We start from the raw sequence: 24,361 nt of genomic DNA on the forward strand, positions 1-24,361 counted from the left end.
CACTGACCAATAAGCGCCGATCAGGCCTTGGGCGCTGCGGCAGCGGGTGCCACCTTGGGCTTGCCGGCATTGCGCAGGACCAGCGCCAGATGCGAATGCAGGTTGGCGTTGGCGGCCAGGATGGAGCCGCTGGCCAGCGGGGTCTTGCCCTGGCCGATCTCGCTGACGAAACCGCCGGCTTCGGTGACCAGCAGCAGGCCCGCCGCCATGTCCCAGGGCTTCAGGTCGGCTTCGAAGAAGCCGTCGAAGCGGCCCGCGGCCGTGTAGGCCAGATCCAGCGAGGCTGCACCCCAGCGGCGGATGCCCGCCACCTGGCCCATCAGGGCCTCCAACTGGGTCAGGAACACGGGGGCATTGCCATGGCCCTTGAAGGGGATGCCCGTGGCGATGACGCTGTCGGCCAGCGCACGGCGGGAGGAGACGCGCAGGCGGGAATGGTTCAGGAAAGCGCCAGCGCCCTTTTCCGCCCAGAACATCTCGTCATGCACGGGTTCATAGACGACGCCGGCGATGATCTCGCCCTCGCGCTCCAGCGCGATGGAAACGGCCCAGTGCGGCAGGCCGTGCAGGAAATTGGTGGTGCCGTCCAGCGGATCGACGATGAAGCGATGGGAGGCGTCCTTGCCCTTGATCTCCCCGCCTTCTTCCAGCAGGAAGCCGAAATCGGGGCGGGCCTTGGACAATTCCTCGCGGACGATGCGTTCGGCCTTCTGGTCGGCGGCGGACACGAAGTCCGACGGGCCCTTGCGGGACACCTGCAAATGCTCGACCTCGCCGAAATCGCGCAGGATGGCCTTGCCGGCTTTCTCGGCCGCACGGGTCATGACGTTCAGGATGGCCGAACGGGCTGCCATGGTCGAACACTCCACGATGACGAAGAAACTGCGGGATTGAGGCCCGCCTATTTAAAAGCGAAACGCCCGCGCGTGAAACTCCGCGCGGGCGTCTGTGCCGTAGGACTGGCTAAAACGGAAGCGAAGCTTCCAAGGCCGGTGTTCGCCGGCCCGCCAAAACTCAGTCCTTATAGCGTTCCATATATTCGCCGGTCTCGATATTGACGACGATCTTGGTGCCGGCTTCGATATGCGGCGGCACCAGGACACGGGCGCCATTTTCCAGGACGGCCGGCTTGTAGGACGAAGAAGCGGTCTGGCCCTTCACCACCGGGTCGGCCTCGGTGATCGTCAGGACAACGGACTGCGGCAGCTCGACCGAGAGCGGGGTACCTTCGAAGGACTGCACGACGACTTCCATGCCGTCAGCCAGGAAGATCTTGCCGTCGCCGATGATCTCGCCGGAAATGGTGACCTGTTCAAAGGTCTCCTTGTCCATGAAGGTGTAATTGTCGTCTTCGGCGAACAGGAACGTCATGTCATGATCGTCCAGGCGAGCGCGCTCGACGGCTTCGCCGGTGCGGAAGCGCTCGATATTCTTGTTGCCGCTCTTCACGTCCTTCATTTCCAGCTGGATGAAGGCGCCGCCCTTGCCGGGCTGCACGATCTGGGTGCCGGTGATGACATAGAGACGGCCGTTATGCTCAAGGATATGACCCTTGCGCATGGTGTTCGCATTGACCTTCATGACACGCTTCTCAAACATAAGGAATCGAGCGGCGCGGAACCTAACAGGTTGCCCCCTTATAGGCAAATGTCGCGTATCCCCGCCCGCCGCATAGGCAACCGGCGGGCCACGCAGGGGCGGCATTGACGGAATTTTATCGTTCCCACCGACCATTTGCCGCCTTTCCGCCGTGTTTGGGGTATAAGGCGGCTGAGAACAGGTGATGTCGGCAGTGGAACATGGGTGCGTTTGACGTGGGTAAGGGTGCGGTGTGGAAGCGGTTGCGATGGCTGACAGGTCTGACGGCCTTCCTGGCCATTGTATCCGACCAGCTTTCCAAACACTGGATGCTGACAACCGTGCTGCCCTGTCTGTCGGGCCCGCCGGGGCCGGATTGTCAGGCTGTGGCGCCCGCCATCGAGGTGACAGGCTTCTTCAATCTGGTCACAGCCTGGAATTTCGGCGTCAGCTTTTCCATGTTCTACAGCCAGCATGACCTGATGCCCTATGTGCTGACGGCAGTGGCCTTCGTTTTCTGCGCCGTGCTGCTTTATTGGGCGCGTCGCACGGAACGCCGTCTGCAGGCACTGGCCACCGGTCTGGTGGTTGGTGGTGCCGTCGGCAATGTGATCGACCGGCTGCGCTTCGGTGCTGTCGCCGATTTCCTTGACTTTCACGTCGCGGGCTGGCACTGGCCGGCATTCAACGTGGCGGATAGCTGCATCGTGGTCGGGGTGGGCCTGTTGTTGATTGACGGGCTGTTCTCCGACGCCGAGCGGCGCTAATCTTCGCTCCTCGTTTCAAGGGTACGGATCGGACCATGGGTGTGTTGAAGCAAGTGCGCAAGGCCGTGCCGGCCATCGGGTTCATCGCCATGGGCGGCCTGCTGTCGGGCTGCGGCATGTTTGGCGGCCATGACGCGCCGGACGAATTCATGGTGGTGGCCCGCGCCCCGCTGGAAGTGCCGCCCGATTTCCACCTGCGTCCGCCGCAGCCGGGCAGCCCGCGTCCGCAGGAGATGGAGCGTGATACCCGTTCCCAGGCCAGCGTCTTCGGCGCCAGCAGTGCGGGCAACGGCGCCCTGATCGATCCGCGCAAGAGCCCGCAGCAGACCAAGGGCGAAGGCGCCCTGCTGTCGCAGGCCGGGGCCGATCAGGTCAACCCGGACATCCGTGCCCTGGTCGACCGGGAGAATCCGGGCGTCGTCGTCGCCAGCCCGTCGTTTCTGGACAAGCTGATGTTCTGGAAGGACACGCAGAATCCCGAAGTGCTGCCGCCGGCCGGCGCCACCCTGTCGACGACGCGCACCAACGAGAAGTGACGCAAGACCGGCCTGTGGAACGGGGCGCCCAGGCCGGCGACCAGGGCAAGGCAAAATCAGGCCGGCGACCGCCGGCCCGCGCCCGCCCGGCGTTTGAGGGAACAGAAAAAGCCCGCGGATGCGCCCGCCCGGCGTCAGAAAAGCAGACATGTTGGGACAAGCTATCGCACCGGCTTCCCAACGGCGTGTCCGCGGCCTATGTTCGCCCCATGACTGACGCCGCCGCACGCCCCGCCGCCGCCACCAATGGCATCCCGCCCCGTCCGCCCGCCGGGGAGGAGGGACGCTTTTTCGGCTTCCGGGAGATTGACCCGACCGAAAAGGCCCCCCTGGTTCAAGGCGTGTTCGGCAGTGTGGCCGGCAAGTACGATCTGATGAACGACCTGATGTCGATGGGCATCCACCGGTTGTGGAAGGATGCCTTCGTCGATCTGGTCCGTCCGCGTGACGGGGAAGCGCTGCTGGATGTGGCCGGGGGCACGGGCGACATTGCCTTTCGCCTGAAGAAGAAGGCGCCGGGCGCCGACGTCACCGTCTGCGACCTGACAGAGGCCATGGTCCGCGTCGGGCGTGACCGCGGCATTGATGGCGGCCTGCTGACCGGCATCGACTGGACCGTGGGCAATGCCGAAGACCTGCCGTTCCCCTCGCGCTCCATGGACGCTTATACGATTGCGTTCGGCCTGCGCAATGTGACGCGCATCGACAAGGCCCTGGCGGAGGCGCGGCGCGTGCTGAAGCCGGGTGGGCGCTTCTTCTGCCTGGAATTCAGCCATGTCGTGATCCCGGTGCTGCGCGACATCTATGACAGCTATTCCTTCCACCTGCTGCCCAAGCTGGGGCAGATGGTGGCCGGTGACCGGGAGAGCTATCAGTATCTGGTGGAAAGCATCCGCCGCTTCCCCGAACAGCAGGCCTTGTGCCGCCGGATCGAGGCGGCGGGCTTCACGGGGGCCAGGGCGCGCAACCTGTCCGGTGGCATCGCCTGCATCCATTCCGGCTGGCGCGTCTAGGCGCCGCCATCATGCTGCGTACCTTCCGCAATCTGCTGCGCATGGCCGTGATCGGCCGCACCCTGGGGCGCCATGGCGCCCTGCCGGTGGAGCTTTTCCGTGACAGCGCGCCGCTGCTGGCCCTGATCCTGCGTCTGGGCAACCGCAACCGCGCGCCCGGCCGCCCAGGTCAGCGTCTGGCCGCCGCCCTGCAGGCGCTGGGACCCAGCTTCATCAAGCTGGGGCAGGTCCTGTCCATCCGCGCCGATCTGGTGGGGGAGGAGGTGGCCGACGATCTGGCGGAGCTGCGCGACCGTCTGCCCGCCTTTCCAGGGACGGAGGCCCGCGCCATCATCGAGGCGGAGCTGGACCGGCCCATCGACACGCTTTACGCCCGGTTCGATGATCAGGCCGTGGCCGCCGCCAGCATCGCCCAGGTGCATTTCGCCGAAACGCCCGACGGCCGCGCCGTCGCCGTGAAGGTGCTGCGCCCGGGGATCGAGCAGGCGTTCCAGCGCGATATCGACCTGCTGCTCTGGCTGGCCGACTGGGCGGTCACCTTGCAGCCCAAGCTGCGCCGGCTGAAGCCCTTGGCCGTGGTGGAGACCTTTGCCCGCACCGTGGCGCTGGAGATGGACCTGCGCATGGAAGCGGCGGCGGCATCCGAACTGGCGGAGAATTTCGCCGGCGACGAGGCCTTTGGCGTGCCCACCATCGACTGGGACCGGTCGGCCAAGCGGGTGATGACGCAGGAGCGGGTCATCGGCTTTTCGGTGGACAAGCTGGAGGATATCCGCGCGGCGGGCATCGCCACCGACGGGCTGCTGGCCCATGCGGCGGAGGCCTTCTTCAATCAGGTTTTCCGCGACGGCTTCTTCCATGCCGACATGCATCCCGGCAACATGTTCGTGACGGCGGCGGGTCGGCTGGTCGCCGTGGATTTCGGCATCATGGGCCGCATCGACCGGCAGACGCGGCTTTATCTGGCCGACATGCTGATCGGGTTCCTGAACCGCGATTACGATCTGGTCGCCAAGGTGCATTTCGATGCCGGATTCGTGCCGGCGACCCAGGATCAGGAACTGTTCAAGCAGGCCGTGCGCTCCATCGGGGAGCCCTTGCATGGCCGTCCCCTGTCCGACATTTCCGTCGGTCGCCTGCTGGCCCAGCTTTTCGCCATCACGGAAAAGTTCCAGATGGAGACGCAGCCGCAATTGCTGCTTTTGCAGAAAAGCATGCTGACGGCGGAGGGCATGGGACGCGTGCTGAACCCGCATGTGAACATGTGGGAACTGGCCCGGCCGCTGATCGAACGCTGGATGATCGAGAATCGCGGGCCGGAGGCGCGCATCGCCGATCTGTTGAACAATATCACCGGCATCGCCGGTCGTATCCCGACGCTGGTCCGCGACCTGGAACGGACCGTCAATATGCTGGCCGAGGGCGGGGGCCTGCGCCTGCATCCCGATACGGTGGCGGCGCTGAATGCGGCCCGGCTGCGGGAGGGACGGCGCTGGCGGCGGCTGGGCTGGGCGACATTGCTGGTCGCGGCTGCGGGACTTTTCCTCGCCGCTCTTTGATCCCCGACATTGCGGTCCCCGCCAGCCGGACTTAGGCTGGCGACCAGTGGATGAGGCGGGGAGCGGGCGGCCATGGGCCTTCCAAAGCATGTTTTCGGGTTCGCGGGCTGGAGCGGCAGCGGCAAGACCACGCTGATGGCCCGGCTGATCCCCGTCCTCACGGCGCGCGGCCTGACATTGGCCACCATCAAGCACGCCCATCACGCCTTCGATATCGATCAGCCGGGCAAGGATTCTTACGTCCACCGCATGGCGGGCGCCACGGAGGTGCTGGTCACCTCGGCCAATCGCTGGGCCCTGATGCATGAGAATCGAGGCGCGCCGGAACCGACCCTGGCGGAACTGCTGACCAAGCTGTCGCCCGTGGATATCGTACTGGTGGAGGGGTTCAAGCGCGACAGCCATCCCAAGCTGGAAATCCACCGGCCGTCGAACGGCAAGCCGCTGCTCTACCCCGACGACCCGCATATCATCGCCGTGGCCAGTGACGTCGCGTTGCCGGATTGCCCGCTGCCGGTGCTGGACCTGGATGATGTCGCTGCCATCGCCGATCTGATCCTGGCCCGCCTGGGGGTGGGATGATGCCAGGCAGGGATTGTTGCGATGCCGATCTGAAAATGCTGCCAGTCGCGGAGGCGCTGTCGCGCATCCTGACCGGGTTTCATCCCGTTCCGGATATGGAACGAATCTCGCTTGAACAGGCATTGGGCCGGGTGCTGGCCGATGATGTGGTGGCTCCTCTCAGCCTGCCCGGCTTCGACAACAGTGCCGTGGATGGCTACGCCCTGCGCGCGGCCGACCGGGGGCGGTGGCTGACGCTAGCGGGTCCGGCCTTCGCCGGTTCCGCCCCGTTGCCCCCGCCCCCCGCCGGGCACGCCCTGCGCATCTTCACGGGCGCGCCGGTTCCCGCCGGCCTGGACCTAGTCGCCATGCAGGAAGAGGCGGAACGGGCGGAGGACGGTCGGGTACGCCTGCCTTCATCCCTGCCGCCCGGCGCGAATATCCGCCGGGCGGGGGAGGATGTGACGGCCGGTGCCGTGGCCCTGCCGGCCGGCCGGCGCCTGCGTCCCCAGGATCTGGGGCTGGCGGCGGCATTGGGGGGGGGCAGCCTGCCCGTGCGACGGTCGCCGCGCGTGGCGATCTTTTCCACAGGCGATGAACTGGTGCCGCCGGGCGGGACGCTGCGGCCGGGGCAGATCTATGACAGCAACCGGGTGATGCTGGCGGGCCTGCTGGCCGGTTTGGGGGTGTGCGTCACCGACCTGGGCATCCTGCGGGATGAAACGGCCCTGGTCCGGACGGCCCTGGCCGAGGCGGCACAGGGGCACGACCTGATCGTGACCTCCGGCGGGGTATCTGCGGGGGCAGCAGATTGCGTGCGCGACGCCCTGGACGGCGTCGGCCGGCTGGATTTCTGGAAACTGGCCCTGAAGCCCGGCAAGCCGCTGGCCATCGGCCGGGTGGGCGATGCGGCCTTCGCCGGCCTGCCGGGCAATCCGGTGGCCATGCTGGTCAGCTTCGTGCTGCTGGTTCGCCCCCTGATACAGCATCTGTCGGGGGAGACGCCCAGACCATTGCCCCGTCTGATGGCTCCCGCCGGATTCGCCCACGCCAAGAAGCCGGGGCGGCGCGAATATCTGCGCGTGGTGCTGGATGGGGACGGGGTGGCGCAATGTGACCCGCGCGACGGGGCCGCCATGCTGCATTGCCTGACGGCGGCCGATGCGCTGGCCGAACTGGACGAGGTGTCGACGGGCGTGGTGCCGGGCGACCTGCTGCCCATCCTGCCCCTGGGTCTGCTGGGGGCGTGAGGTTCAGGGCGGCCCGCCCGCCGCCAGCAGCACCAGCCCCTGCAAGGCCAGTTCGCGCGGTACCAGAACGGGCGGCCAATCCTCCTGCATCAGGTTCTCCAGCAGCAAGCCGTCCGCCGTGACGCTGGCGGCGTAAAGATTGCCCAGGCGCCGATCCGGTGCCGCCCCGCCCAGCAGGCCGGTGATAAAGGCCCGCGCACCACCCTCGTCACCGGTCATGTCGGTTTGCAGCCAGTCGGCCAGCCATTCGGCGGGGTCCTGCATCACTTGCAGCTTTCCCCCATCTGCGGGAAGGCGGTGTTGATGCGACCGTCGTCGAATTCGGCGAAGCGGATGACGAAGCGCTGACCCTGCGGCCCGGTGCAATATTTCGGATCATTGCCGGCCGGCGCCGAGCAGCCCAGCTTGCCCCAGGGCTTGCCGGGGCCGAAGCTGTTCTTCACGGCATGCAGGATGGACTGCGTCACCTGCTCGGCGGTGCAATTGTCGGGGTAGAAGGTGGAATTCTTGGTCTTGCCGTTGGTGAAATAGGCTTTGGCGTTATAAAGCCCGTCGGCCTGGGCCGGCTGGGCCTCCACCTTCTCCACCGGGGCCGTGGCGATGATGGCACGGGAATGCAGCCCGACCACATCGCCATTCTTCTTCACCTCCCCGCACAGCACATGGCGCAGGTTCAGCGACGGCGACGTGTCGGACCAGTGGAACCCCTCATCCCGGCAATCCAATGCCGCCATGGCCGGCGCCGTCATGAAGGCCAGGGCCAGCAAGCCCGCCGCACCCATCAACCGGAACTCCCGTTTCATCATCATCCGCCCCTATGCTTGGTCCTGCGCATGGTCTATGGGTGGGGTATATATCAGATTGTCGTGACAGAAGCAGGATTGGACCCATGAAGCGTGATCGGTTGATCCGCATGGCGCTGGCGGCCCTGGTCGGGCTGCTGATGGCGGCCGTCATTGCCTGGATGACCATCCAGCATGACCGGCGTCAGGCGGCGGTGCCGTCGGTGGCCCCGGCCAGCATCGGTGGTCCCTTCACCCTGACCGCCCATGACGGGCGCGTGGTCAGCGATCAGGATTTTGCCGGCAAGTACCGGCTGATCTTCTTCGGCTACACCTTCTGCCCCGATATCTGCCCCACGGAACTGCAAACCATCGGCCAGACCATGGACCTGATGGGCGATGCGGGCGGGGATGTGCAGCCCCTGTTCATCACCATCGATCCGGCCCGCGACACGGCCCCCGTGCTGGCCGATTATGTCAAACTGTTCCATCCCGCGATTCTGGGCCTGACCGGCACGGACGCGCAGATCGCGGCCGTCGCCAAGGCCTATCGCGTCTATTTCGCCCGGTCGCAGGAACCGGCGTCTGGCGACACCTATCTGATGGATCATTCGACCTTTTCCTACCTGATGGCACCCGACGGCAGCTTCATCACCGTCTTCGCCAAAGGCACGACAGCGGAGCAGATGGTGGCGGCCATTACCGCCCACCGACAGTCCCGGAGCCGTTAGTTTTGTAACGATCGGACGGCCGTTACCGGAAATTCTGGGGGCAAAAAGACCAAAAACGGGGCATTCGGCATGATGCGATGCGACATCGGACCTATGCGCCGCGCGGAAATCTAGACTTATCAGATACTTAAGTAGGGGTGGTCCACCCTTGACAGGGTTGGGGGCTCCCCGTATGGTGCCGCCGCTTTCGCACGGTATCCACCAAGCTGGCGGAAGGGAGCCCGCGTCGTGACTGATGATCGCCCGCCCCCGTCCCTGGAAGAGCTGGATGCCCGTCTGCGCGAGGCACGCCGTGCTGCCGGCATGGACCCGCCTGAACCCGTTCCCGGGAGCCCAGGTGCGGATAAGAACGGCGGCGATATGGCGTTGGGTTTGCGCATCGGGGTCGAGTTGGTGGCCGGTGTCCTGTTCGGGGTTGCCCTGGGCTATGGCATTGACCGCTGGCTGGATACCAAGCCCTGGGGGATGATCTTCATGATCTTCCTGGGGGCGATTGCCGGGTTTATGAACGTGTATCGTCTGACCGCCGGTCAGGGATATGCCGCTGGGTTCGACAAGTCCCGCGATCGGGACGGTGGGGAGTGAGGGCATCGTGGCTGGTCCGTTGGAGCAATTCGAGATCAAGCGCCTGGTCAGCCTGCCGGTTGGCAACCTTGATCTGTCCTTCACCAATTCCGCGCTGTGGATGGTGATCGCTGTCGTTGCTGCCACCTTCCTGCTGGTCTACGGCATGCGCGGTCGCGCGCTGGTCCCGGGCCGGGTGCAGTCGATGGCCGAGTTGCTGTATGAATTTGTGGCGGAAATGGTGCGCGACAATGCGGGTCCGCAGGCGCGCAAGTATTTCCCGCTGATCTTCTCCCTGTTCGTGTTCGTGCTGTTTGGCAATGTGCTGGGCCTGATCCCCTGGTCCTTCACCTTCACCAGCCACATCATCGTTACCTTTGCCATGGCGCTGTTCGTGTTCGTGGTGGTGACGATCATCGGCTTCGCCCGGCACGGGCTGCACTTCCTGCACCTTTTCCTGCCGCACGGTACGCCGTGGTGGCTGGCCTGGCTGATCATCCCGATCGAAGTGATCTCCTACTTCGTTCGCCCCATCAGCCTGTCCGTCCGTCTTTTCGCCAACATGCTGGCGGGTCACACGATGATGAAGGTGTTCGCCGGTTTCACCGTGTCGCTGCTGGCGGCCGGTGGGGCGAGCGCCGCCGTCGGTATCCTGCCGGTTCTCCTGAATGTCGCCCTGTTCGGCCTGGAATTCCTGGTCGCCGGCATCCAGGCCTACGTCTTCGCGCTGCTGAGCTGCGTGTATCTGCGTGACTCGCTGGAACTGCACTAAGCAGCCCGGCTGTCCAAACCTGTCTTCATCCCAAAGACACTTCCAACCTAGAGGATCTTTAAAATGGAAGCTGAAGCCGCAAAGTACATCGGTGCCGGTCTCGCCATGTTCGCCCTGCTGGGCGTCGGCATCGGCCTCGGCAACCTGTTCTCCGGTCTGTATCAGGCCGCTGCCCGTAATCCGGCCGCTCTGAACTCCTACAAGACCTTCGTCTTCATCGGTTTCGCTCTGACGGAAGCCGCTGGTCTGTTCGCGCTGGTTATCGCCTTCCTGATCCTGTTCGCCTAATCCGCGAACGGTTTCTCACCGGTGCCTGTCATGGGCGCCGGGGCTTCAGCGCCGGGATTGCCGCCGCTGCCGGTTCCTTGGATCCGACAGCGGCGGTCGCTCTATGGGCCTTGCCTCATGGCAGCCCGACGGTGCTGACGGGGTGTGGCGTGACCGCCTGGGCTAACTGCCCGCCGGTCAGCAGTGAATGGGTGCTTCTATGCCTGTCCAACGCTTTTCGCGCCTGTGCGCCAGGGCCTCTGTGGCGCTGACCACGGCTATCGTTCTGGTGGGGCCGGCTCTGGCGTCCGCCGAGGGCGAGCATGCCGAGCATGCCAAGGGCCTGCCGCAGCTTGATCCGAGCAGCTATGCTTCCCAGGTGTTCTGGGCGGCGGTGACGTTCGGCCTGTTGCTGTGGCTGATGTCCAAGGTGGCGCTGCCGCGCGTCGCCGAGGTGCTGGAAGCCCGCCAGGAAAAGATTTCGAACGATCTGGAAAAGGCCTCCGCCCTGAAGGTGGAAGCCGAGGGTGTCATGCAGGCCTATGAAAAGGCCCTCGCCGACGCCCGCGCCAATGCGCAGAAGGAAGTCGCGGCCGCTGTTTTCGCCGCCGACGCGGAAGCCGCCCGCCGCAATGGCGAGCTGGCCACCACGCTGGCCGGCAAGACCCGCGACGCCGAAGTGCGCATCCAGACCGCCAAGCAGGAAGCGCTCAGCAACCTGCGCAATGTCGCCGCTGAAACCGCGCTGGCCGCCACGGCCAAGCTGTCGGGCGCGCTGCTGACGCCCGATGTGGCCGCGGCCGCCGTCGATGCCGTCCTGAAGGAGCGCGCGTGATGCTGCATGATAGCCATTTTTGGTATGCCGTCGCCTTCGTCGTCTTCATCGCCCTGGTGCTGAAGCTGGCCGGCAAGGGCATTCTCAGCGGGCTGGATGATCGCGGCCGCCGCATCGCTGCCGAACTGGAACAGGCCCAGAAGCTGCGCGAAGACGCGCAGGCTGCCCTGGCGCAGTTCCAGCGCAAGCAGCGCGACGCCTTGAAGGAAGCCGAGGCCATCGTGGCCCAGGCCCGTGAAGAGGCTGATCGCATCCGCGTCCAGGCGGCCAAGGATCTGGAACATGCCCTGAAGCGCCGCGAGCAGCAGGCCATCGACAAGGTCGCCCAGGCCGAGGCTGCCGCCCTGCAGCAGGTTCGTGATCTGGCCGTCGATATCGCGGTCCAGGCCACGGAAAAGCTGCTGGTCGAAAATATCGACGATGCGCGCAACAATGTGCTGGTCGCCGGTGCGATCCGGGACCTGTCGGCCAAGTTGCATTGATCGATACCCATCGGTCGTGATAAGGCGCCCTGTCGGCAACGACGGGGCGCTTTGCATTTGCGGATCAGGCGGGGCCCGATGATGGCGGAATTGACAATGGCCACACAGCCCCGGGCGGCACAATTTCTCGGTCAACGGTTGCCGCTGGTCCTGGTGGTGCTGCTGGCGGCGATCATCACGGCCACCGGTGTCGGTGCTGCCTTCCGCTTCATTCATCCGTTCCCCTTGTGGGACACGGCCACGGTGGTGGATGCGTTTTTCCGTCTGCCATTGGCGGAATTCCTGTTCTTCCGCGGCGATAACGAGCATCTGCCCTGGCTGGCCATGCCGTTCTACGCGGCCGATATCACGCTGTTCGGCGCGCAAGGCCTGTTTCTGATCGGCCTGCTGCTGGTTCTGAATGCGGCCCTGGCCCTGATGCTGACGCTGCTGGCCCGGCCCCTGCTGACGTTGCCGACGCAGCGCATCATGGCCGCATCAGCACTGCTGGCCCTGTTCTTCTGGCTGGTCCATGCCGAAAATCTGGTCTGGCCCAAGCAGATCCATATGTATCTGTCGCTGCTGGCCTTCCTGCTGGCGGTCCGCCTGCTGGTCGCGCTGGATCGGCGGCTGGGCATGGGGCAGAGCGTGGTGGCGGGGCTGGCCTGGGTGGTTCTGGCCCTGGTGGCGGCTACCTTCTCCTTCGCCTATGGCATCATCGGCTGGCCGGCGGCGCTGTTCTTTGCCCTGGCCCGGCGCTGGCCCTGCCGGCTTCAGCTTACCCTGGCCGGGGCCTTCGCCCTGACACTGGCGCTCTATGCCGCTGTCTATGCGCCCAATCCCCTGCCAGGCCATACAAGGCCGCTGGATGCCCTGTCCGATCCGCTGGGCATGCTCTGGTACAGCCTGCATTATCTGGGCAGTCCCTTGCGCCGTCTGTTCTTCAACGGGCGGGAAGCGGGCCTGTTGGGCGCGGCGCTGGCGATGGTGCTGGTGGCTGCCGCTTCGGTGCGGGCGCTGCGCGGCGGACGCCCGGCGCTGGAGGTGGCGTGGTGCGCCATCATGCTGTTCTGCCTGGGTGCCGCCGCCATCACCTCCCTGTCCCGGCTCTCCTTCGGGGCGCAGCAGGCGGAAACGCTGCGCTATGGCGTTGTGCAGGTCCTGTTCTGGGCGGCGTTTGCCTTTTGGCTGCTGCCCTGGCTGCGGCTTTGGCTGGTGGGCCGGTCCTTGCTGCTGGCCTGGATGCTGCCGGTCATCGTTGCCCTGATGCTGCCCTTCCATTTGCGCATGTGGGGCCGGCTGGACCGGGACCAGGGGCGTGACTGGCAGGCCGTGCTGGCACTGCTTAACGGGGCGGATAGCGATCCCGTGGTGGCCGAACGGCTGCACCCGTCACCGGTCCTGGCCCGCCGCATGGCCGATGAACTGGCCAGCCGTCGCCTGTCGCTGTTCGCGGGGCCGCAGCCTTTCTGGCTGGGCCTGAGGCTGACCGGGGCGTTTACGATCGTGCCGGCGGCGCGCTGCCCGGCCGGACCGGTCTGGCTGCACCGCCGACCGGGCGTGGCTGACCGTGCCTATGTCACGGGAAGCGCCTGGGACGAAGAGGCGGCACGGCCGGCGCCCTGGATCGTGCTGGCCGATGACAATGGGCGCGTGGCGGGGCTGGGCCGCGCCCTTGATCCGCGGGGGCAACGTGGTCGCGATGCCTGGCAGGCCTATACCCTGTTGCCGGATGGCGAAGGGGGGAGGGATCTGCGCGCCTATGCGGTGCTGATGGACGGGCGCAGCCTGTGTCCGCTGCCATCGCCGGATTGGGACAACGCACAATGACGCATGCCGTGCCGGATACCGACCTGGTCATCGTGACGCCTGTCTTCAACGACTGGCCGTCACTGGCCGCGTTGATCACGCGGCTAGCCGAAATCGTGCCGACGGTCGCCCTGAACACCCATCTGGTGATCGTGGATGATGGCGGCACCGATCCGGTGCCCGATCTCACGCCGCTGATCGCCGCCACACCTTTCGCCGCCACCCTGGTCACGCTGGCCCGCAACATGGGCAGCCAGCGGGCCATCGGCATGGGGCTATGCCATGCCGTGGCCGCCCTGAATCCAAACCGCATCATCATCATGGATGCCGATGGGGAGGACCGGCCCGAAGATGTGCCGGCCCTGCTGGCGGCCCTGGATGCCGATCCCGGCGCCATTGCGGTGGCCGATCGCCGCCGCCGGTCGGAGGGGCTGCGCTTCCGGCTTTTCTACCGGGTCTATAAGGACCTGTTCTCCCTGCTGACCGGCCTGTCCATTTCCTTTGGCAATTTCAGCGCCTTCAGCGGCGGGGTGGCCAGGCGGCTGGTCCATATGCATGAATTGCTGCTGCATGTGCCGGCGACCCTGATCCGGTCGCGTTATCGCCTTGTCCATGTCGCCACTGACCGGGGTACCCGGTTCTTCGGCCGGTCGACCATGAACACCCTGTCGCTGATGGTGCATGGGATGAGCGCCATCGCGGTCTTCAGCGAACGCATCTTCACCCGCGTGCTGGCCTTCTGTGCCGGCATCTTCGCTGCTGCCTTCCTGGCGGCGCTGACGGCCCTGGTGCTGAAGATGGCCGGAATGGCGACGCCCGGCTGGACCACCAGCGTGGCCGGGCTGATGATCATGGTCGTGCTGCAGGTGGCGGCGGTGGCCATGGGTGGCCTGTTCACGGTCATGAACAACAAGCACGATCTGGCCCTGCTGCCGGCCCGGGTCGCCACCGACCTGATCGTCGGAACGCGCCGGCTGGACACGGCCCGGCCTGTCGCGGAGACGACGGCGGAGGTCGGCTGACCGACCCCTGCCACCTCCCGAGGCGTCAGGCCGCCTTGGTGCCGCCCACGGTCAGTCCGTCGATGCGCAGGGTCGGCTGACCCACGCCCACGGGCACGCCCTGGCCTGACTTGCCACAGACGCCAATGCCGGGATCCATGGCGCTGTCATTGCCAATCATGGTGACCTTGGTCAGCGAATCGGGGCCATTGCCGATCAGGGTGGCCCCCTTCACGGCCGGGCCCAGCTTGCCCTCCTCGATCAGATAGGCTTCGCTGGCGGAAAAGACGAACTTGCCCGACACGATATCCACCTGCCCGCCGGAGAAGTTGGCGGCATAGATGCCGCGCTTGACCGAGGCGATGATCTCCGCCGGGTCCTTGTCCCCGCCGCGCATCACGGTATTGGTCATGCGCGGCATGGGCATGTGCGCATATCCCTGGCGCCGCCCGTTGCCCGTGGGCTTCACCCCCATCAGCCGGGCGTTCAGCCGGTCCTGCATATAGCCCTTCAGGATGCCGTCCTCGATCAGAACGGTGCATTGGCTGGGCGTGCCCTCGTCATCCACGGTGATGGACCCGCGCCGGCCCTCGATGGTGCCGTCATCAACGACGGTGACGCCCGGTGCCGCCACGCGCTGGCCCAGCAGGCCGGAGAAGGCGGAAGTCTGCTTGCGGTTGAAATCCCCTTCCAGCCCATGGCCGATGGCCTCGTGCAGCAGGATCCCGCACCAGCCGGGGCCCAGCACGACCGGCATCTCCCCGGCGGGTGCATCAACGGAACCCAGATTGATCAGGGCACCGCGCAGCGCCTCATCCACATAAGCCTGCCAGACACCGGGCTCCAGGAACTGTTCATAGGTGCGCCGGCCGCCGCCGCCATGGCTGCCCGATTCCATGCGGTCACCCTCGGCCAAGACGACGGATACGTTCAGCCGTACCAGCGGCCTGATGTCAGCCACCCGAGTCCCGTCGGCCCGGATGATCTGCACCGCCTGCCATTCACCGGTAAGGGAGGCTGAAACCTGCCGCACGCGGCTATCCTTGGACCGGGCATAGGCATCCACCTGCTCCAGCAGCTTCACCTTGGCCTCGAACGGGACCAGGCCCAGCGGATTGTCGCTGGCATAAAGCAGGCGGTTCGTGCCGATGGGCGCCTCCGCCATCGTGCCGCCATGGCCCTTGTGCACCGCACGCACGGTGTCGCCCGCCCGGCGGATGGCATCTTCCGTCAGGACCGAGGCATGGGCGTATCCCGTGGCTTCGTCGGCCACGGCGCGCAGCCCGAAGCCCTGGCTGGTATCGAAGCTGGCGCTTTTCAGGCGGCCATCATCCCAGGCGAAGCTCTCGCTCTGCGCATATTCAAGGAAAAGCTCGCCATCATCGGCACCGTGCAGGGCACCGCCGACCAGGGAGCAGGTGCGGCCCAGATCCAGGCCAGCCTGATTGAAGAAGATATCGTCGGTCAGGGACAGAAGCGACATGGCGCACGGCTTTCCATTGGGATGTCATCCTGTCATCACAATGGCGATCCGGCGGGGCCAGGGCAAGCGCTGCCCATGCTGCATTGCGGTATGTCAATTTCTGCTCCCCTGCGACGCAATGACCATGGATGCCGAAGCGCCCGGATATCGGACGTTCTTGCCGATTGCCGCCGCTTGCCTGTATGGTCTGCGACGATATGTGCACCCCATCCTGGCGGCGCATATGTTGTTCGTGAGCCCCACGCGCGTGTAGTGTCCCGCCGAAACGGTTTGGTCCGTTCCGGGTCTGCGTCACGCCGCGACATCCTTCCATTTCCCGCCCGTGGCGGGAAGGGTGGGTTGGGCGGGCGGTCCGGCTGGCTCAAACGGGGGACTAACCCCCGGCAACGACGAGAGTGGTAAGGGATGTCTGTTAGCAAGATCGGCGCCGCTGTGACGGCCCTGTTTGTCAGCGCGATGGTCGGGGGCTCGGCCTTGGCGCAGGAGGCGGCGAAGGCCGTCGGTGCGCCGCAGCCCAAGCAGTTGGGCCTGCAGGCCGCCGCTTCGCCCGTGATGGAGCGTCTGCACGATTTCCACAACATCCTGCTGTGGACGATCGTCAGCATCGCGATCTTCGTCACGTTGCTGCTGCTCTATGTGATCGTGCGCTTCAACAAGCGCGCCAACCCGGTGCCGTCGACCACGACGCACCATACCTGGCTGGAAGTGGCCTGGACCGGCATTCCCGTGCTGATCCTGCTGTTCATCGCCGTTCCGTCCTTCCGCGTCCTCTACTATATGGACAAGGCGCCGAATCCGGAACTGACGATCAAGGTCACGGGCCACCAGTGGTACTGGAGCTACGAATATCCCGAGCATGAGGGCCTGGCCTTCGATTCGCGCATGATCCCGGAGAACGAGATCCAGCCGGGTCAGCTGCGCCTGCTCGAAGTGGACAATCGCATCGTCGTGCCGGTCGGCGTTGATGTGCGCGTCCTGGTCACCGGCGCCGACGTCATCCATTCCTTCGCCGTGCCCTCGCTGGGCGTGAAGAAGGACGCGATGCCGGGTCGCCTGAACGAGACCTGGTTCAATGTGACCCGTGAGGGTGTTTATTACGGACAGTGCTCCGAAATCTGCGGGACCGGCCATGGCTACATGCCGATCGCCGTCGAGGCGGTGTCGAAGGAGCGCTTCCAGGAATGGCTGGGCCAGCAGAAGCAGGCCCTGAACAGCAATGGCTCCGCGCCGCGTCAGGTCGCCGAAGCGGCCGCGCAGTAAACGGTTCGGAAGAGAGGGATTACCATGGGTGCTGTCACCGGGGCGCACGCCCACGATCACCACGACCACAAGCCTGGCTTTGTGGCGCGTTGGCTGTTCTCGACGAACCATAAGGACATCGGGACGCTTTATCTGTTTTTCGCTGTGCTGGCCGGCCTGATCGGTGGTCTGTTCTCCGTGATCATGCGCCTTGAGCTGCAGGATCCGGGCATCCAGTACATGACGGCCTTCTCGGCCGACGCCGGTCAGCAGTGGAACGTGTTCATCACGGCGCACGGTCTGATCATGGTGTTCTTCGTGGTCATGCCCGCGCTGATCGGCGGTTTCGGCAACTGGTTCGTGCCGCTGATGGTGGGGGCGCCCGACATGGCGTTCCCGCGCCTGAACAATATCAGCTTCTGGCTGATCGTCCCGGCCTTCCTGCTGCTGCTGGGCTCCGCCTTTGTCGGCCCCGGCGCCGGTACGGGCTGGACGGTCTATCCGCCGCTCTCTTCCACCGAATATGGTCATAACGGCCCGTCGGTCGACATGGCGATCTTCGCGCTGCATCTGGCCGGCGCCTCGTCGATCCTGGGTGCCGTGAACTTCATCACGACCATCTTCAACATGCGCGCGCCCGGCATGACGCTGCACAAGATGCCGCTGTTCGTCTGGGCCATGCTGGTCACGGCCTTCCTGCTGCTGCTGTCGGTGCCCGTCCTGGGCGGCGCCATCACCATGCTGCTGACCGACCGTAATTTCGGCACGGACTTCTTCAATCCGGCCGGCGGTGGCGACCCGATCCTGTTCCAGCACCTGTTCTGGTTCTTCGGTCACCCCGAAGTGTACATCATGATCCTGCCGGCCTTCGGCATCATCTCCCACATCATCTCCACCTTCTCCAAGAAGCCGGTGTTCGGTTATCTGGGCATGGCCTATGCCATGGTCGCCATCGGCGTCGTCGGCTTCATCGTGTGGGCCCACCACATGTTCACGGTCGGCCTGTCGGTCGATACCCGCGCCTATTTCACCGCCGCCACCATGATCATCGCCGTGCCCACGGGCGTGAAGATCTTCTCCTGGATCGCGACTATGTGGGGTGGTTCCATCGACTTCAAGGTGCCGATGGTCTGGGCGATCGGCTTCGTGTTCCTGTTCACCATCGGCGGCGTCACGGGCGTGGTGCTGGCCAATGGCGGCATGGACATCGCCATGCACGACACCTACTACGTGGTTGCGCACTTCCACTATGTGCTCTCGCTGGGCGCCGTGTTCGCCATCTTCGCCGGCTATTACTACTGGATCGGCAAGATCTCGGGCCGTCAGCATCCGGCCTGGGCGGGACACCTGCATTTCTGGACGACCTTCATCGGCGTCAACCTGCTGTTCTTCCCGCAGCACTTCCTGGGCCTGGCCGGCATGGCCCGCCGCATGCCCGACTATCCGGACGCGCTGCACTTCTGGAACATGGTTTCGTCCTACGGCGCCTATATCGCCTTCTGCTCGACGATCTTCTTCTGCGTGATGGCCATCTACACGCTGCTGTTCGGTCGCAAGGTTGAAGGTGACTATTGGCAGACCGGTGGCACGACGCTGGAATGGACCCTGTCCTCCCCGCCGCCGTTCCACCAGTTCGAGACCCTGCCGCGCATCAAGTGATGCCTGGCACCTGGGGCCGGCAACGGTTCCCGACCTGACCTCCAAGGCCGCGCGGGGGGCGACCCCCGCGCGGATTTGCCAAGTACTGAATTTCTCCGCCTGCAAAGTTTGAAGAGACCAGCATCATGACCGATGGCGTGATCGACAGTCAGATCATGGACAGCCCGGCTTCGGCCGGTACGGTGCGCGACTATGTTGCGCTGCTGAAGCCGCGTGTCATGTCGCTGGTGGTTTTTTCCGGTTTCGCCGGCATGGTGGTGGCGCCCGGCCATCTGCATCCCGTGCTGGCCCTTGTGGCTGTGCTGTGCATTGCGCTGGCGTCGGGTGCCGCCGGGGCCATCAATATGTGGTATGACCGCGACATCGATGCCCTGATGGACCGCACGGTCAACCGCCCCATCCCGCAGGGCCGCGTTCCCGCTTCCGAGGCGCTGGCCTTCGGCATCGTGCTGACCATCGCGTCGGTGTCGATGATGGGTCTGGCGCTGAACTGGGTTGCGGCCGGTCTGCTGGCCCTGGCGTCGGGCTTCTACATCTTCATCTACACGATGTGGCTGAAGCGTCGGACACCGCAGAATATCGTCATTGGCGGCGCCGCCGGGGCTTTCCCCCCGATGATCGGCTGGGCCGCGGTGACGGGCGACGTGTCCATCGCCTCCATCGTCCTGTTTTCTCTGATCTTCTTCTGGACCCCGCCGCATTTCTGGGCGCTGGCCATCTTCCGCCGGCTGGATTACCAGCATGCGGGCGTGCCGATGCTGCCCGTCGTCGCCGGCGAAGCGGAAACGAAGAAGCAGATGCTGATCTACACGCTGATCCTGCTGCCGCTGGCCACCACACCCTATTTCCTGGGTGTGGGCGGGCTGACCTATCTGGCGGGGTCGATCGTGCTGGGTCTGGCCTTTGTCGGCTTCGCGGTTCAGGTGCTGCGCAGCGCCGACCATAAGCCGGCCAAGCGCATGTTCGCCTTTTCCATCCTTTACCTGTTCCTGCTGTTCGCGATCCTGATCGGCGAACATCTGGCCGCGTGACGCCAGGGGCAGGGGAGTTGACCATGACCGATCAGCAGCAGCAGCAGACGCCGGCACCGGCCCCGAAGACGGGCCGCGACAGCGACATGCATCGCCGCCAGCGCGGCAAGAACCTGGCGGTACTGGCAGCGCTTTTCGCCTTTGTCGTGCTGGTCTATATCGTCGCCATGGTGCGGATGAGCGGGGGGACCTTCCCATGACCGTGCCGCCGCCGGACATGACCAGCCATGACCGGGCCGTGAAGATGGCCCGCAGCAACCGCCGCGTGGCGGTGGTGCTGGGCAGCGTCGTGGCCGGCATGATCGGTCTGTCCTTCGCGTCCGTGCCGCTTTACAGCCTGTTCTGTCGCGTCACCGGCTTTGGCGGGACGACGATGGTGGCGACAAAGACGGCCGAGCGTGTCCTGGACCGCGTCATCACGGTGCAGTTCAACGCCGATGTGAACAGTTCCCTGCCCTGGGAATTCGCCCCCGACCAGCGTTCCGTTGATGTGCGGGTGGGTGAGGCGATGACCATCACCTACCATGCGCGCAACCTGACGGATAAGCCGCTGGTCGGTACCGCGGCCTATAATGTCACGCCGGACAAGGTGGGGCAGTATTTCAACAAGCTGCAATGTTTCTGCTTTACGGAGCAGAGGCTGGAGCCCGGACAGCGGGTGGAAATGCCGGTCAATTTCTATATCGATCCGGCCATGGCCGACGATCCGGAAATGGCCGACGTGAAGACCATTACACTGTCCTACACCTTCTTCCGCGCCGCCGATCAGAGCGCCGCCCTGCCGCCTCCGGGGAAGGGGCAGCCGGGCGATGTTTCCGATGGGGCAGCGTCGGAGGCTTCCAATGGGAACGCTGGAGGGACGGCCGACCGGCCGGCGCCCGGTGTCCCCGGTGGCGGGTCGTGAGATCCGGTGCCGTTCTATCTGTATGACCCGAAGTTCCTTGGTTAAGGGGAAAAAAAGAGATGGCTGACGTCAACGCCCATATCGCTGGCGGCAATCCCGGGGACGGCATTCCGCAGCCCTACCACCTGGTCAATCCGAGCCCCTGGCCGCTGCTCAGCTCGTTCTCCGCCGGCGCGCTGGCGGTTGGCGCGGTGATGCTGTTCCACGGCCATGGCTGGTACCTGCTGGCCGCCGGCCTGACGGCCGTTCTGGGCTGCATGTTCGGCTGGTGGCGCGACATCGTGAAGGAGTCGGTGGTCGAAAAGGCCCATACTCCCGTTGTGAAGATCGGCCTGCGCTACGGCATGTCGCTGTTCATCACGTCCGAAGTGATGTTCTTCGCCGCCTTCTTCTGGGCGTTCTTCGATGCCTCGATCTTCCACAGCGAGGCCATCCAGTACATGCGCACGGAAGCCAATGGCGGCGTCTGGCCGCCCAAGGGCACTGTGCCGGTCAATCCGTTCGACCTGCCTTTCATGATGACCATCATCCTGCTGCTGTCGGGCACGACCGTGACCTGGGCGCACCATGCGATGGTCGAAGGCAAGATGAAGGAAGCCGCGCGCGCCCTGGGCATCACTGTGCTGCTGGGCATCCTGTTCTCCGGCTTCCAGGCCTATGAATATCACCATGCCGCCTTCGGCTTCGGTGCCAATGTCTATACCTCGGCCTTCTTCATGGCGACCGGCTTCCACGGTTTCCATGTGCTGGTCGGTACCATCTTCCTGGCGGTCTGCTATTTCCGTACCAAGAAGGGCCATTTCACGGCTGAGAGCCATTTCGGCTTTGAGGCGGCGGCCTGGTACTGGCACTTCGTCGACGTGGTCTGGCTGTTCCTGTTCATCTCCATCTACTGGTGGGGCGGCGGCGGTCATTGGGTGGCTGGTCACTGACCGGACCGGGTCCCGTGACGGACACGCCATCCTCCCTGCTCAGCGTGGGTCTGCGGTGCCGCTGCCCACGCTGCGGCCAGGGCGCCCTTTACGAGGGCTTCATGCGGGTCGTCGACCGCTGTTCGGTGTGTGGCCTGGAACTGGCCGCCAACGACAGCGGGGACGGCCCGGCTGTTTTTCTGATCTTTCTGCTGGGCTTCACCATCGTGCCCGCGGCGCTGCTCGTCTCGCTGCGCGTCGACTGGCCGCTCTGGGTGCATGTGGCGCTGTGGGGGCCGGTGATCATGGGGTCCACCGTCGGCCTGATGCGGCCGGCCAAGGCACTGACCATCGCCTTGCAATACCGTTACCGCCGCGACCAGTTCGAAAAGGACAGTGACGGCGACGAAGAGGGGTGATCCCATGAGCCGTCGTGTCTTCCGCCCCCGCCTGGTACCGGCGCTTGCCACCCTGGTTGCCCTGGCCATTCTGATCGGCCTGGGCAGCTGGCAGATGGAGCGCCTGTCCTGGAAGACGGACCTGATTGCCCGCATCCAGGCCGGGCTGGCGGCTGAGCCCGTCGATCTGCCCGCCGAGATCGCGGCCCCCGCCGATTGGGATTACGCCCGTGTCCGGGTGACCGGCCACTTCCTGCATGACCGCGAATCATTCATCGGCCCGCGCCTCTATACCGGCTCCGACGGGCGTCAGCAGCAGGGCGTGCATGTGCTCACGCCCATGGTCCGCGATGATGGCGGCGGCACCGTCCTGATTGATCGCGGCTGGATACCCCTGGACCGGCGCGACCCGGCCACGCGGGCCGATGGGCATGCGGATGGTTCGGTGACCGTGACGGCCATTGCCCGCGTGCCCCTGCCGCACGCCTTCATGCAGCCCGACAACGACCTGACCAAGCGCGATTTCTTCTGGCTGGACATGGAAGCGCTGGCCGGTATCGCCGGCGTAACGCATCTGGCGCCGCTGGTCTTGCAGGCGGACGATACGCCAAACCCTGGCGGTCTGCCCATCGGTGGGCGTACCATCGTTGCCCTGAAGAATGATCATCTCTCCTACGCGCTGACCTGGTACGGCCTGGCCCTGACCCTGATCGGCGTGTTTATCGCCGCCAGCTTCCGCCGCCAGGACCCCTGATGCACGCTCACGCCGTTCCCGCCTATGCCGCCCTGGAAGCCCATTTCGCCCGCCGGGCCGGTCTGCAAGGTGCGCTTGGTATCCTGAACTGGGATGCGCGCACCATGATGCCGCCTGCGGCCTCCCCGGCCCGCGCCGATCAACTGGCGGCGCTGGAAGGGGCCATCCACGGGGCGCTGCTGGACCCGCGCATGGGCGACTGGCTGGCCGATGCTGAAGCCGATGCCCATAATCTGGATGACTGGCAGCGCGCCAATCTGGTGGAGATGCGGCGCGAATATCTGCTGGCCACGGCTGTGCCGGCAGCCCTGGTCGAGGCCAATGCCCGCGATGCGTCGCGCTGTGAGATGATCTGGCGCACGGCCAAGGCCGACAATGATTATGCCTTGCTGCTGCCGCATCTGCGCACCGTGCTGGGCCATCAGCGGGAAATTGCGGCCGCCAATGCCGCCGTGCTGGATTGTGGCCTTTATGACGCGCTGTATGAGCTGTACGAGCCCGGCAGCCGGGTGGCCGACTATGCCCCTGTCTTCGACGATTACGCCGCTTTCCTGCCGGGTTTCCTGGCAGAGGTGGAGGAACGGCAGGCGACTGAACCGCAGGCCTGGCCCTTCGAAGGCCCGTTCGATGTGACGGCGCAGCGGGAATTGGTGCAGCGGCTGGCCGGCATTCTGGGCTTCCAGGGTCGGGTGGACCAGTCGCTGCACGCCTTCAGCGGCGGGGCCACCGGGGATGTGCGCATCACCACCCGCCTGGACCCCGACAATTTTTTCAAGGCGCTGAAATCGGGCCTGCATGAAACCGGGCATGCGCTGTACGAGATGGGGCGGCCTGCCGCCTGGCTGTCACAGCCCATCGGCCAGGCGCGCGGCCTGGCTGTGCATGAAAGCCAGAGCCTGACTTTCGACATGCAGGTGGGGCGCCACCCGCGTTTTCTGGAGTGGCTGGCCCCGCAACTGGCCGATGCCTTCGACCGCGAAGGGGAGGTCTGGTCGGCGGAAAATCTGCGCCGGCGCTTCCGCCGCGTCGACCGCACCTTCATCCGCGTTGATGCGGATGAGGTGACCTATCCCGCCCATGTCATCCTGCGCTGGCGCATCGAACAGGCGCTGATCGAAGGGAAAATGGATCTGGCCGACCTGCCGGATGCCTGGAACCAGGGGATGCGCGATCTGCTGGGCATCACCCCGCCCGATCTGGCCCAGGGCTGCTTGCAGGATATCCATTGGCCCAGCGGGTCCTGGGGCTATTTCCCCACCTATACGCTGGGCGCGATGATGGCGGCGCAATTGTTCCAGGCGGCACTTAAGGCCCTGCCGGACCTGCCCGACCAGATCGGACGCGGCGATTTCCGCGATCTGGTCGCCTGGCTGGGCGAAAACGTGCATCGCTGGGGCCGCTACCTGTCGGGCCGGGATATCCTGGTGCGGGCCACCGGCAAGCCGCTGGACGCCGAAATCTTCAAGGCGCACCTGCGGGCCCGGTATCTGTAAGGG

28 protein-coding genes are annotated in these 24,361 nt (G+C 65.4%); 23 read left to right on the forward strand and 5 right to left on the reverse strand.

What is annotated here, in order from left to right; all coding sequences use genetic code 11:
• Positions 1-20: 20 nt before the first annotated feature.
• Together ACODTW_RS14490 and efp are read right to left on the reverse strand one after the other, a co-directional pair.
• Positions 21-854 (reverse strand): inositol monophosphatase family protein, encoded by an 834-nt coding sequence (locus ACODTW_RS14490; protein ID WP_488946731.1) that lies wholly within the window; start codon positions 852-854, stop codon positions 21-23.
• Positions 855-1,014: 160 nt separating this feature from the next.
• Positions 1,015-1,581 carry an elongation factor P gene (gene efp, locus ACODTW_RS14495; protein ID WP_488946732.1) on the reverse strand — a complete coding sequence of 189 codons (567 nt, stop codon included), beginning with the start codon at positions 1,579-1,581 and terminating at the stop codon, positions 1,015-1,017.
• 218 nt (positions 1,582-1,799) lie between these two features.
• On the opposite strand from efp, the gene lspA reads away from it, so the two are divergent.
• The 6 genes from lspA to ACODTW_RS14525 all read left to right on the forward strand — a co-directional run bounded on the left by lspA (position 1,800) and on the right by ACODTW_RS14525 (position 7,264).
• Positions 1,800-2,345, forward strand: a complete 546-nt coding sequence (lspA, locus tag ACODTW_RS14500; protein ID WP_488946733.1) for a signal peptidase II — start codon at positions 1,800-1,802, stop codon at positions 2,343-2,345.
• Between the two features lie 35 nt (positions 2,346-2,380).
• Positions 2,381-2,881: a DUF3035 domain-containing protein gene (locus ACODTW_RS14505; RefSeq protein ID WP_488946734.1), complete on the forward strand. Its 501-nt coding sequence runs from the start codon at positions 2,381-2,383 to the stop codon at positions 2,879-2,881.
• A gap of 209 nt (positions 2,882-3,090) precedes the next feature.
• Positions 3,091-3,894, forward strand: coding sequence for a class I SAM-dependent methyltransferase (locus ACODTW_RS14510; RefSeq protein WP_488946735.1), 804 nt, complete (start codon positions 3,091-3,093; stop codon positions 3,892-3,894).
• Between the two features lie 11 nt (positions 3,895-3,905).
• Positions 3,906-5,453, forward strand: coding sequence for a 2-polyprenylphenol 6-hydroxylase (gene ubiB, locus ACODTW_RS14515; protein ID WP_488946736.1), 1,548 nt, complete (start codon positions 3,906-3,908; stop codon positions 5,451-5,453).
• A 72-nt stretch (positions 5,454-5,525) separates the two neighbouring features.
• Complete coding sequence (mobB, locus tag ACODTW_RS14520; RefSeq protein ID WP_488946737.1) at positions 5,526-6,035, forward strand: molybdopterin-guanine dinucleotide biosynthesis protein B; 510 nt, start codon at positions 5,526-5,528, stop codon at positions 6,033-6,035.
• Positions 6,036-6,070: 35 nt separating this feature from the next.
• Positions 6,071-7,264: a molybdopterin molybdotransferase MoeA gene (locus ACODTW_RS14525; RefSeq protein WP_488946738.1), complete on the forward strand. Its 1,194-nt coding sequence runs from the start codon at positions 6,071-6,073 to the stop codon at positions 7,262-7,264.
• 3 nt (positions 7,265-7,267) lie between these two features.
• Here the strand turns inward: ACODTW_RS14525 and ACODTW_RS14530 are convergent, their stop codons facing one another.
• Positions 7,268-7,528, reverse strand: coding sequence for a hypothetical protein (locus ACODTW_RS14530; RefSeq protein WP_488946739.1), 261 nt, complete (start codon positions 7,526-7,528; stop codon positions 7,268-7,270).
• On the reverse strand, positions 7,528-8,073 hold the full coding sequence (locus ACODTW_RS14535; RefSeq protein ID WP_488946740.1) for an EndoU domain-containing protein: 546 nt from the start codon (positions 8,071-8,073) through the stop codon (positions 7,528-7,530). The genes ACODTW_RS14530 and ACODTW_RS14535 overlap by 1 nt, the downstream gene beginning before the upstream one ends.
• Positions 8,074-8,153: 80 nt before the next feature.
• On the opposite strand from ACODTW_RS14535, the gene ACODTW_RS14540 reads away from it, so the two are divergent.
• The 8 genes from ACODTW_RS14540 to ACODTW_RS14575 all read left to right on the forward strand — a co-directional run bounded on the left by ACODTW_RS14540 (position 8,154) and on the right by ACODTW_RS14575 (position 14,507).
• Positions 8,154-8,777, forward strand: a complete 624-nt coding sequence (locus ACODTW_RS14540) for an SCO family protein (RefSeq protein ID WP_488946741.1) — start codon at positions 8,154-8,156, stop codon at positions 8,775-8,777.
• 228 nt (positions 8,778-9,005) lie between these two features.
• Positions 9,006-9,362 (forward strand): AtpZ/AtpI family protein, encoded by a 357-nt coding sequence (locus tag ACODTW_RS14545; RefSeq protein WP_488946742.1) that lies wholly within the window; start codon positions 9,006-9,008, stop codon positions 9,360-9,362.
• 7 nt (positions 9,363-9,369) lie between these two features.
• Complete coding sequence (locus ACODTW_RS14550) at positions 9,370-10,113, forward strand: F0F1 ATP synthase subunit A (RefSeq protein ID WP_488946743.1); 744 nt, start codon at positions 9,370-9,372, stop codon at positions 10,111-10,113.
• Positions 10,114-10,176: 63 nt separating this feature from the next.
• Positions 10,177-10,401 carry a F0F1 ATP synthase subunit C gene (locus ACODTW_RS14555; protein WP_089287375.1) on the forward strand — a complete coding sequence of 75 codons (225 nt, stop codon included), beginning with the start codon at positions 10,177-10,179 and terminating at the stop codon, positions 10,399-10,401.
• Between the two features lie 199 nt (positions 10,402-10,600).
• Positions 10,601-11,215: a F0F1 ATP synthase subunit B family protein gene (locus ACODTW_RS14560; RefSeq protein ID WP_488946744.1), complete on the forward strand. Its 615-nt coding sequence runs from the start codon at positions 10,601-10,603 to the stop codon at positions 11,213-11,215.
• Positions 11,215-11,697: a F0F1 ATP synthase subunit B family protein gene (locus ACODTW_RS14565; RefSeq protein WP_488946745.1), complete on the forward strand. Its 483-nt coding sequence runs from the start codon at positions 11,215-11,217 to the stop codon at positions 11,695-11,697. The genes ACODTW_RS14560 and ACODTW_RS14565 overlap by 1 nt, the downstream gene beginning before the upstream one ends.
• A 96-nt stretch (positions 11,698-11,793) precedes the next feature.
• Positions 11,794-13,506, forward strand: coding sequence for a hypothetical protein (locus ACODTW_RS14570; protein WP_488946746.1), 1,713 nt, complete (start codon positions 11,794-11,796; stop codon positions 13,504-13,506).
• Positions 13,503-14,507: a glycosyltransferase gene (locus ACODTW_RS14575; protein WP_488946747.1), complete on the forward strand. Its 1,005-nt coding sequence runs from the start codon at positions 13,503-13,505 to the stop codon at positions 14,505-14,507. Before ACODTW_RS14570 ends, ACODTW_RS14575 begins: the two co-directional genes overlap by 4 nt.
• A 25-nt stretch (positions 14,508-14,532) precedes the next feature.
• Here ACODTW_RS14575 and tldD read toward each other — a convergent pair whose 3' ends face one another.
• On the reverse strand, positions 14,533-15,969 hold the full coding sequence (gene tldD / locus ACODTW_RS14580) for a metalloprotease TldD (RefSeq protein WP_488946748.1): 1,437 nt from the start codon (positions 15,967-15,969) through the stop codon (positions 14,533-14,535).
• A gap of 405 nt (positions 15,970-16,374) precedes the next feature.
• Here tldD and coxB point away from each other — a divergent pair, with 405 nt between their 5' ends.
• The 9 genes from coxB (at position 16,375) to ACODTW_RS14625 (ending at position 24,358) form a co-directional block, all read left to right on the forward strand.
• Positions 16,375-17,229 (forward strand): cytochrome c oxidase subunit II, encoded by an 855-nt coding sequence (gene coxB, locus ACODTW_RS14585; RefSeq protein WP_488946749.1) that lies wholly within the window; start codon positions 16,375-16,377, stop codon positions 17,227-17,229.
• Positions 17,230-17,253: 24 nt separating this feature from the next.
• Positions 17,254-18,867 carry a cytochrome c oxidase subunit I gene (gene ctaD, locus ACODTW_RS14590; protein WP_488946750.1) on the forward strand — a complete coding sequence of 538 codons (1,614 nt, stop codon included), beginning with the start codon at positions 17,254-17,256 and terminating at the stop codon, positions 18,865-18,867.
• Between the two features lie 125 nt (positions 18,868-18,992).
• Positions 18,993-19,898 (forward strand): heme o synthase, encoded by a 906-nt coding sequence (gene cyoE, locus ACODTW_RS14595; protein ID WP_488946751.1) that lies wholly within the window; start codon positions 18,993-18,995, stop codon positions 19,896-19,898.
• Positions 19,899-19,921: 23 nt separating this feature from the next.
• Positions 19,922-20,098: a hypothetical protein gene (locus tag ACODTW_RS14600; protein ID WP_488946752.1), complete on the forward strand. Its 177-nt coding sequence runs from the start codon at positions 19,922-19,924 to the stop codon at positions 20,096-20,098.
• Positions 20,095-20,802 carry a cytochrome c oxidase assembly protein gene (locus ACODTW_RS14605; RefSeq protein ID WP_488946753.1) on the forward strand — a complete coding sequence of 236 codons (708 nt, stop codon included), beginning with the start codon at positions 20,095-20,097 and terminating at the stop codon, positions 20,800-20,802. The genes ACODTW_RS14600 and ACODTW_RS14605 overlap by 4 nt, the downstream gene beginning before the upstream one ends.
• Positions 20,803-20,861: 59 nt before the next feature.
• Positions 20,862-21,734: a cytochrome c oxidase subunit 3 gene (locus tag ACODTW_RS14610; protein WP_488946754.1), complete on the forward strand. Its 873-nt coding sequence runs from the start codon at positions 20,862-20,864 to the stop codon at positions 21,732-21,734.
• A 14-nt stretch (positions 21,735-21,748) separates the two neighbouring features.
• Positions 21,749-22,132, forward strand: a complete 384-nt coding sequence (locus ACODTW_RS14615) for a DUF983 domain-containing protein (RefSeq protein WP_488946755.1) — start codon at positions 21,749-21,751, stop codon at positions 22,130-22,132.
• Positions 22,133-22,136: 4 nt separating this feature from the next.
• Positions 22,137-22,865: an SURF1 family protein gene (locus ACODTW_RS14620; protein WP_488946756.1), complete on the forward strand. Its 729-nt coding sequence runs from the start codon at positions 22,137-22,139 to the stop codon at positions 22,863-22,865.
• Positions 22,865-24,358, forward strand: coding sequence for a carboxypeptidase M32 (locus ACODTW_RS14625; protein ID WP_488946757.1), 1,494 nt, complete (start codon positions 22,865-22,867; stop codon positions 24,356-24,358). The genes ACODTW_RS14620 and ACODTW_RS14625 overlap by 1 nt, the downstream gene beginning before the upstream one ends.
• Positions 24,359-24,361 lie beyond the last annotated feature (3 nt).

The sequence above is a fragment of the Niveispirillum sp. FG148 genome (assembly GCF_057809655.1).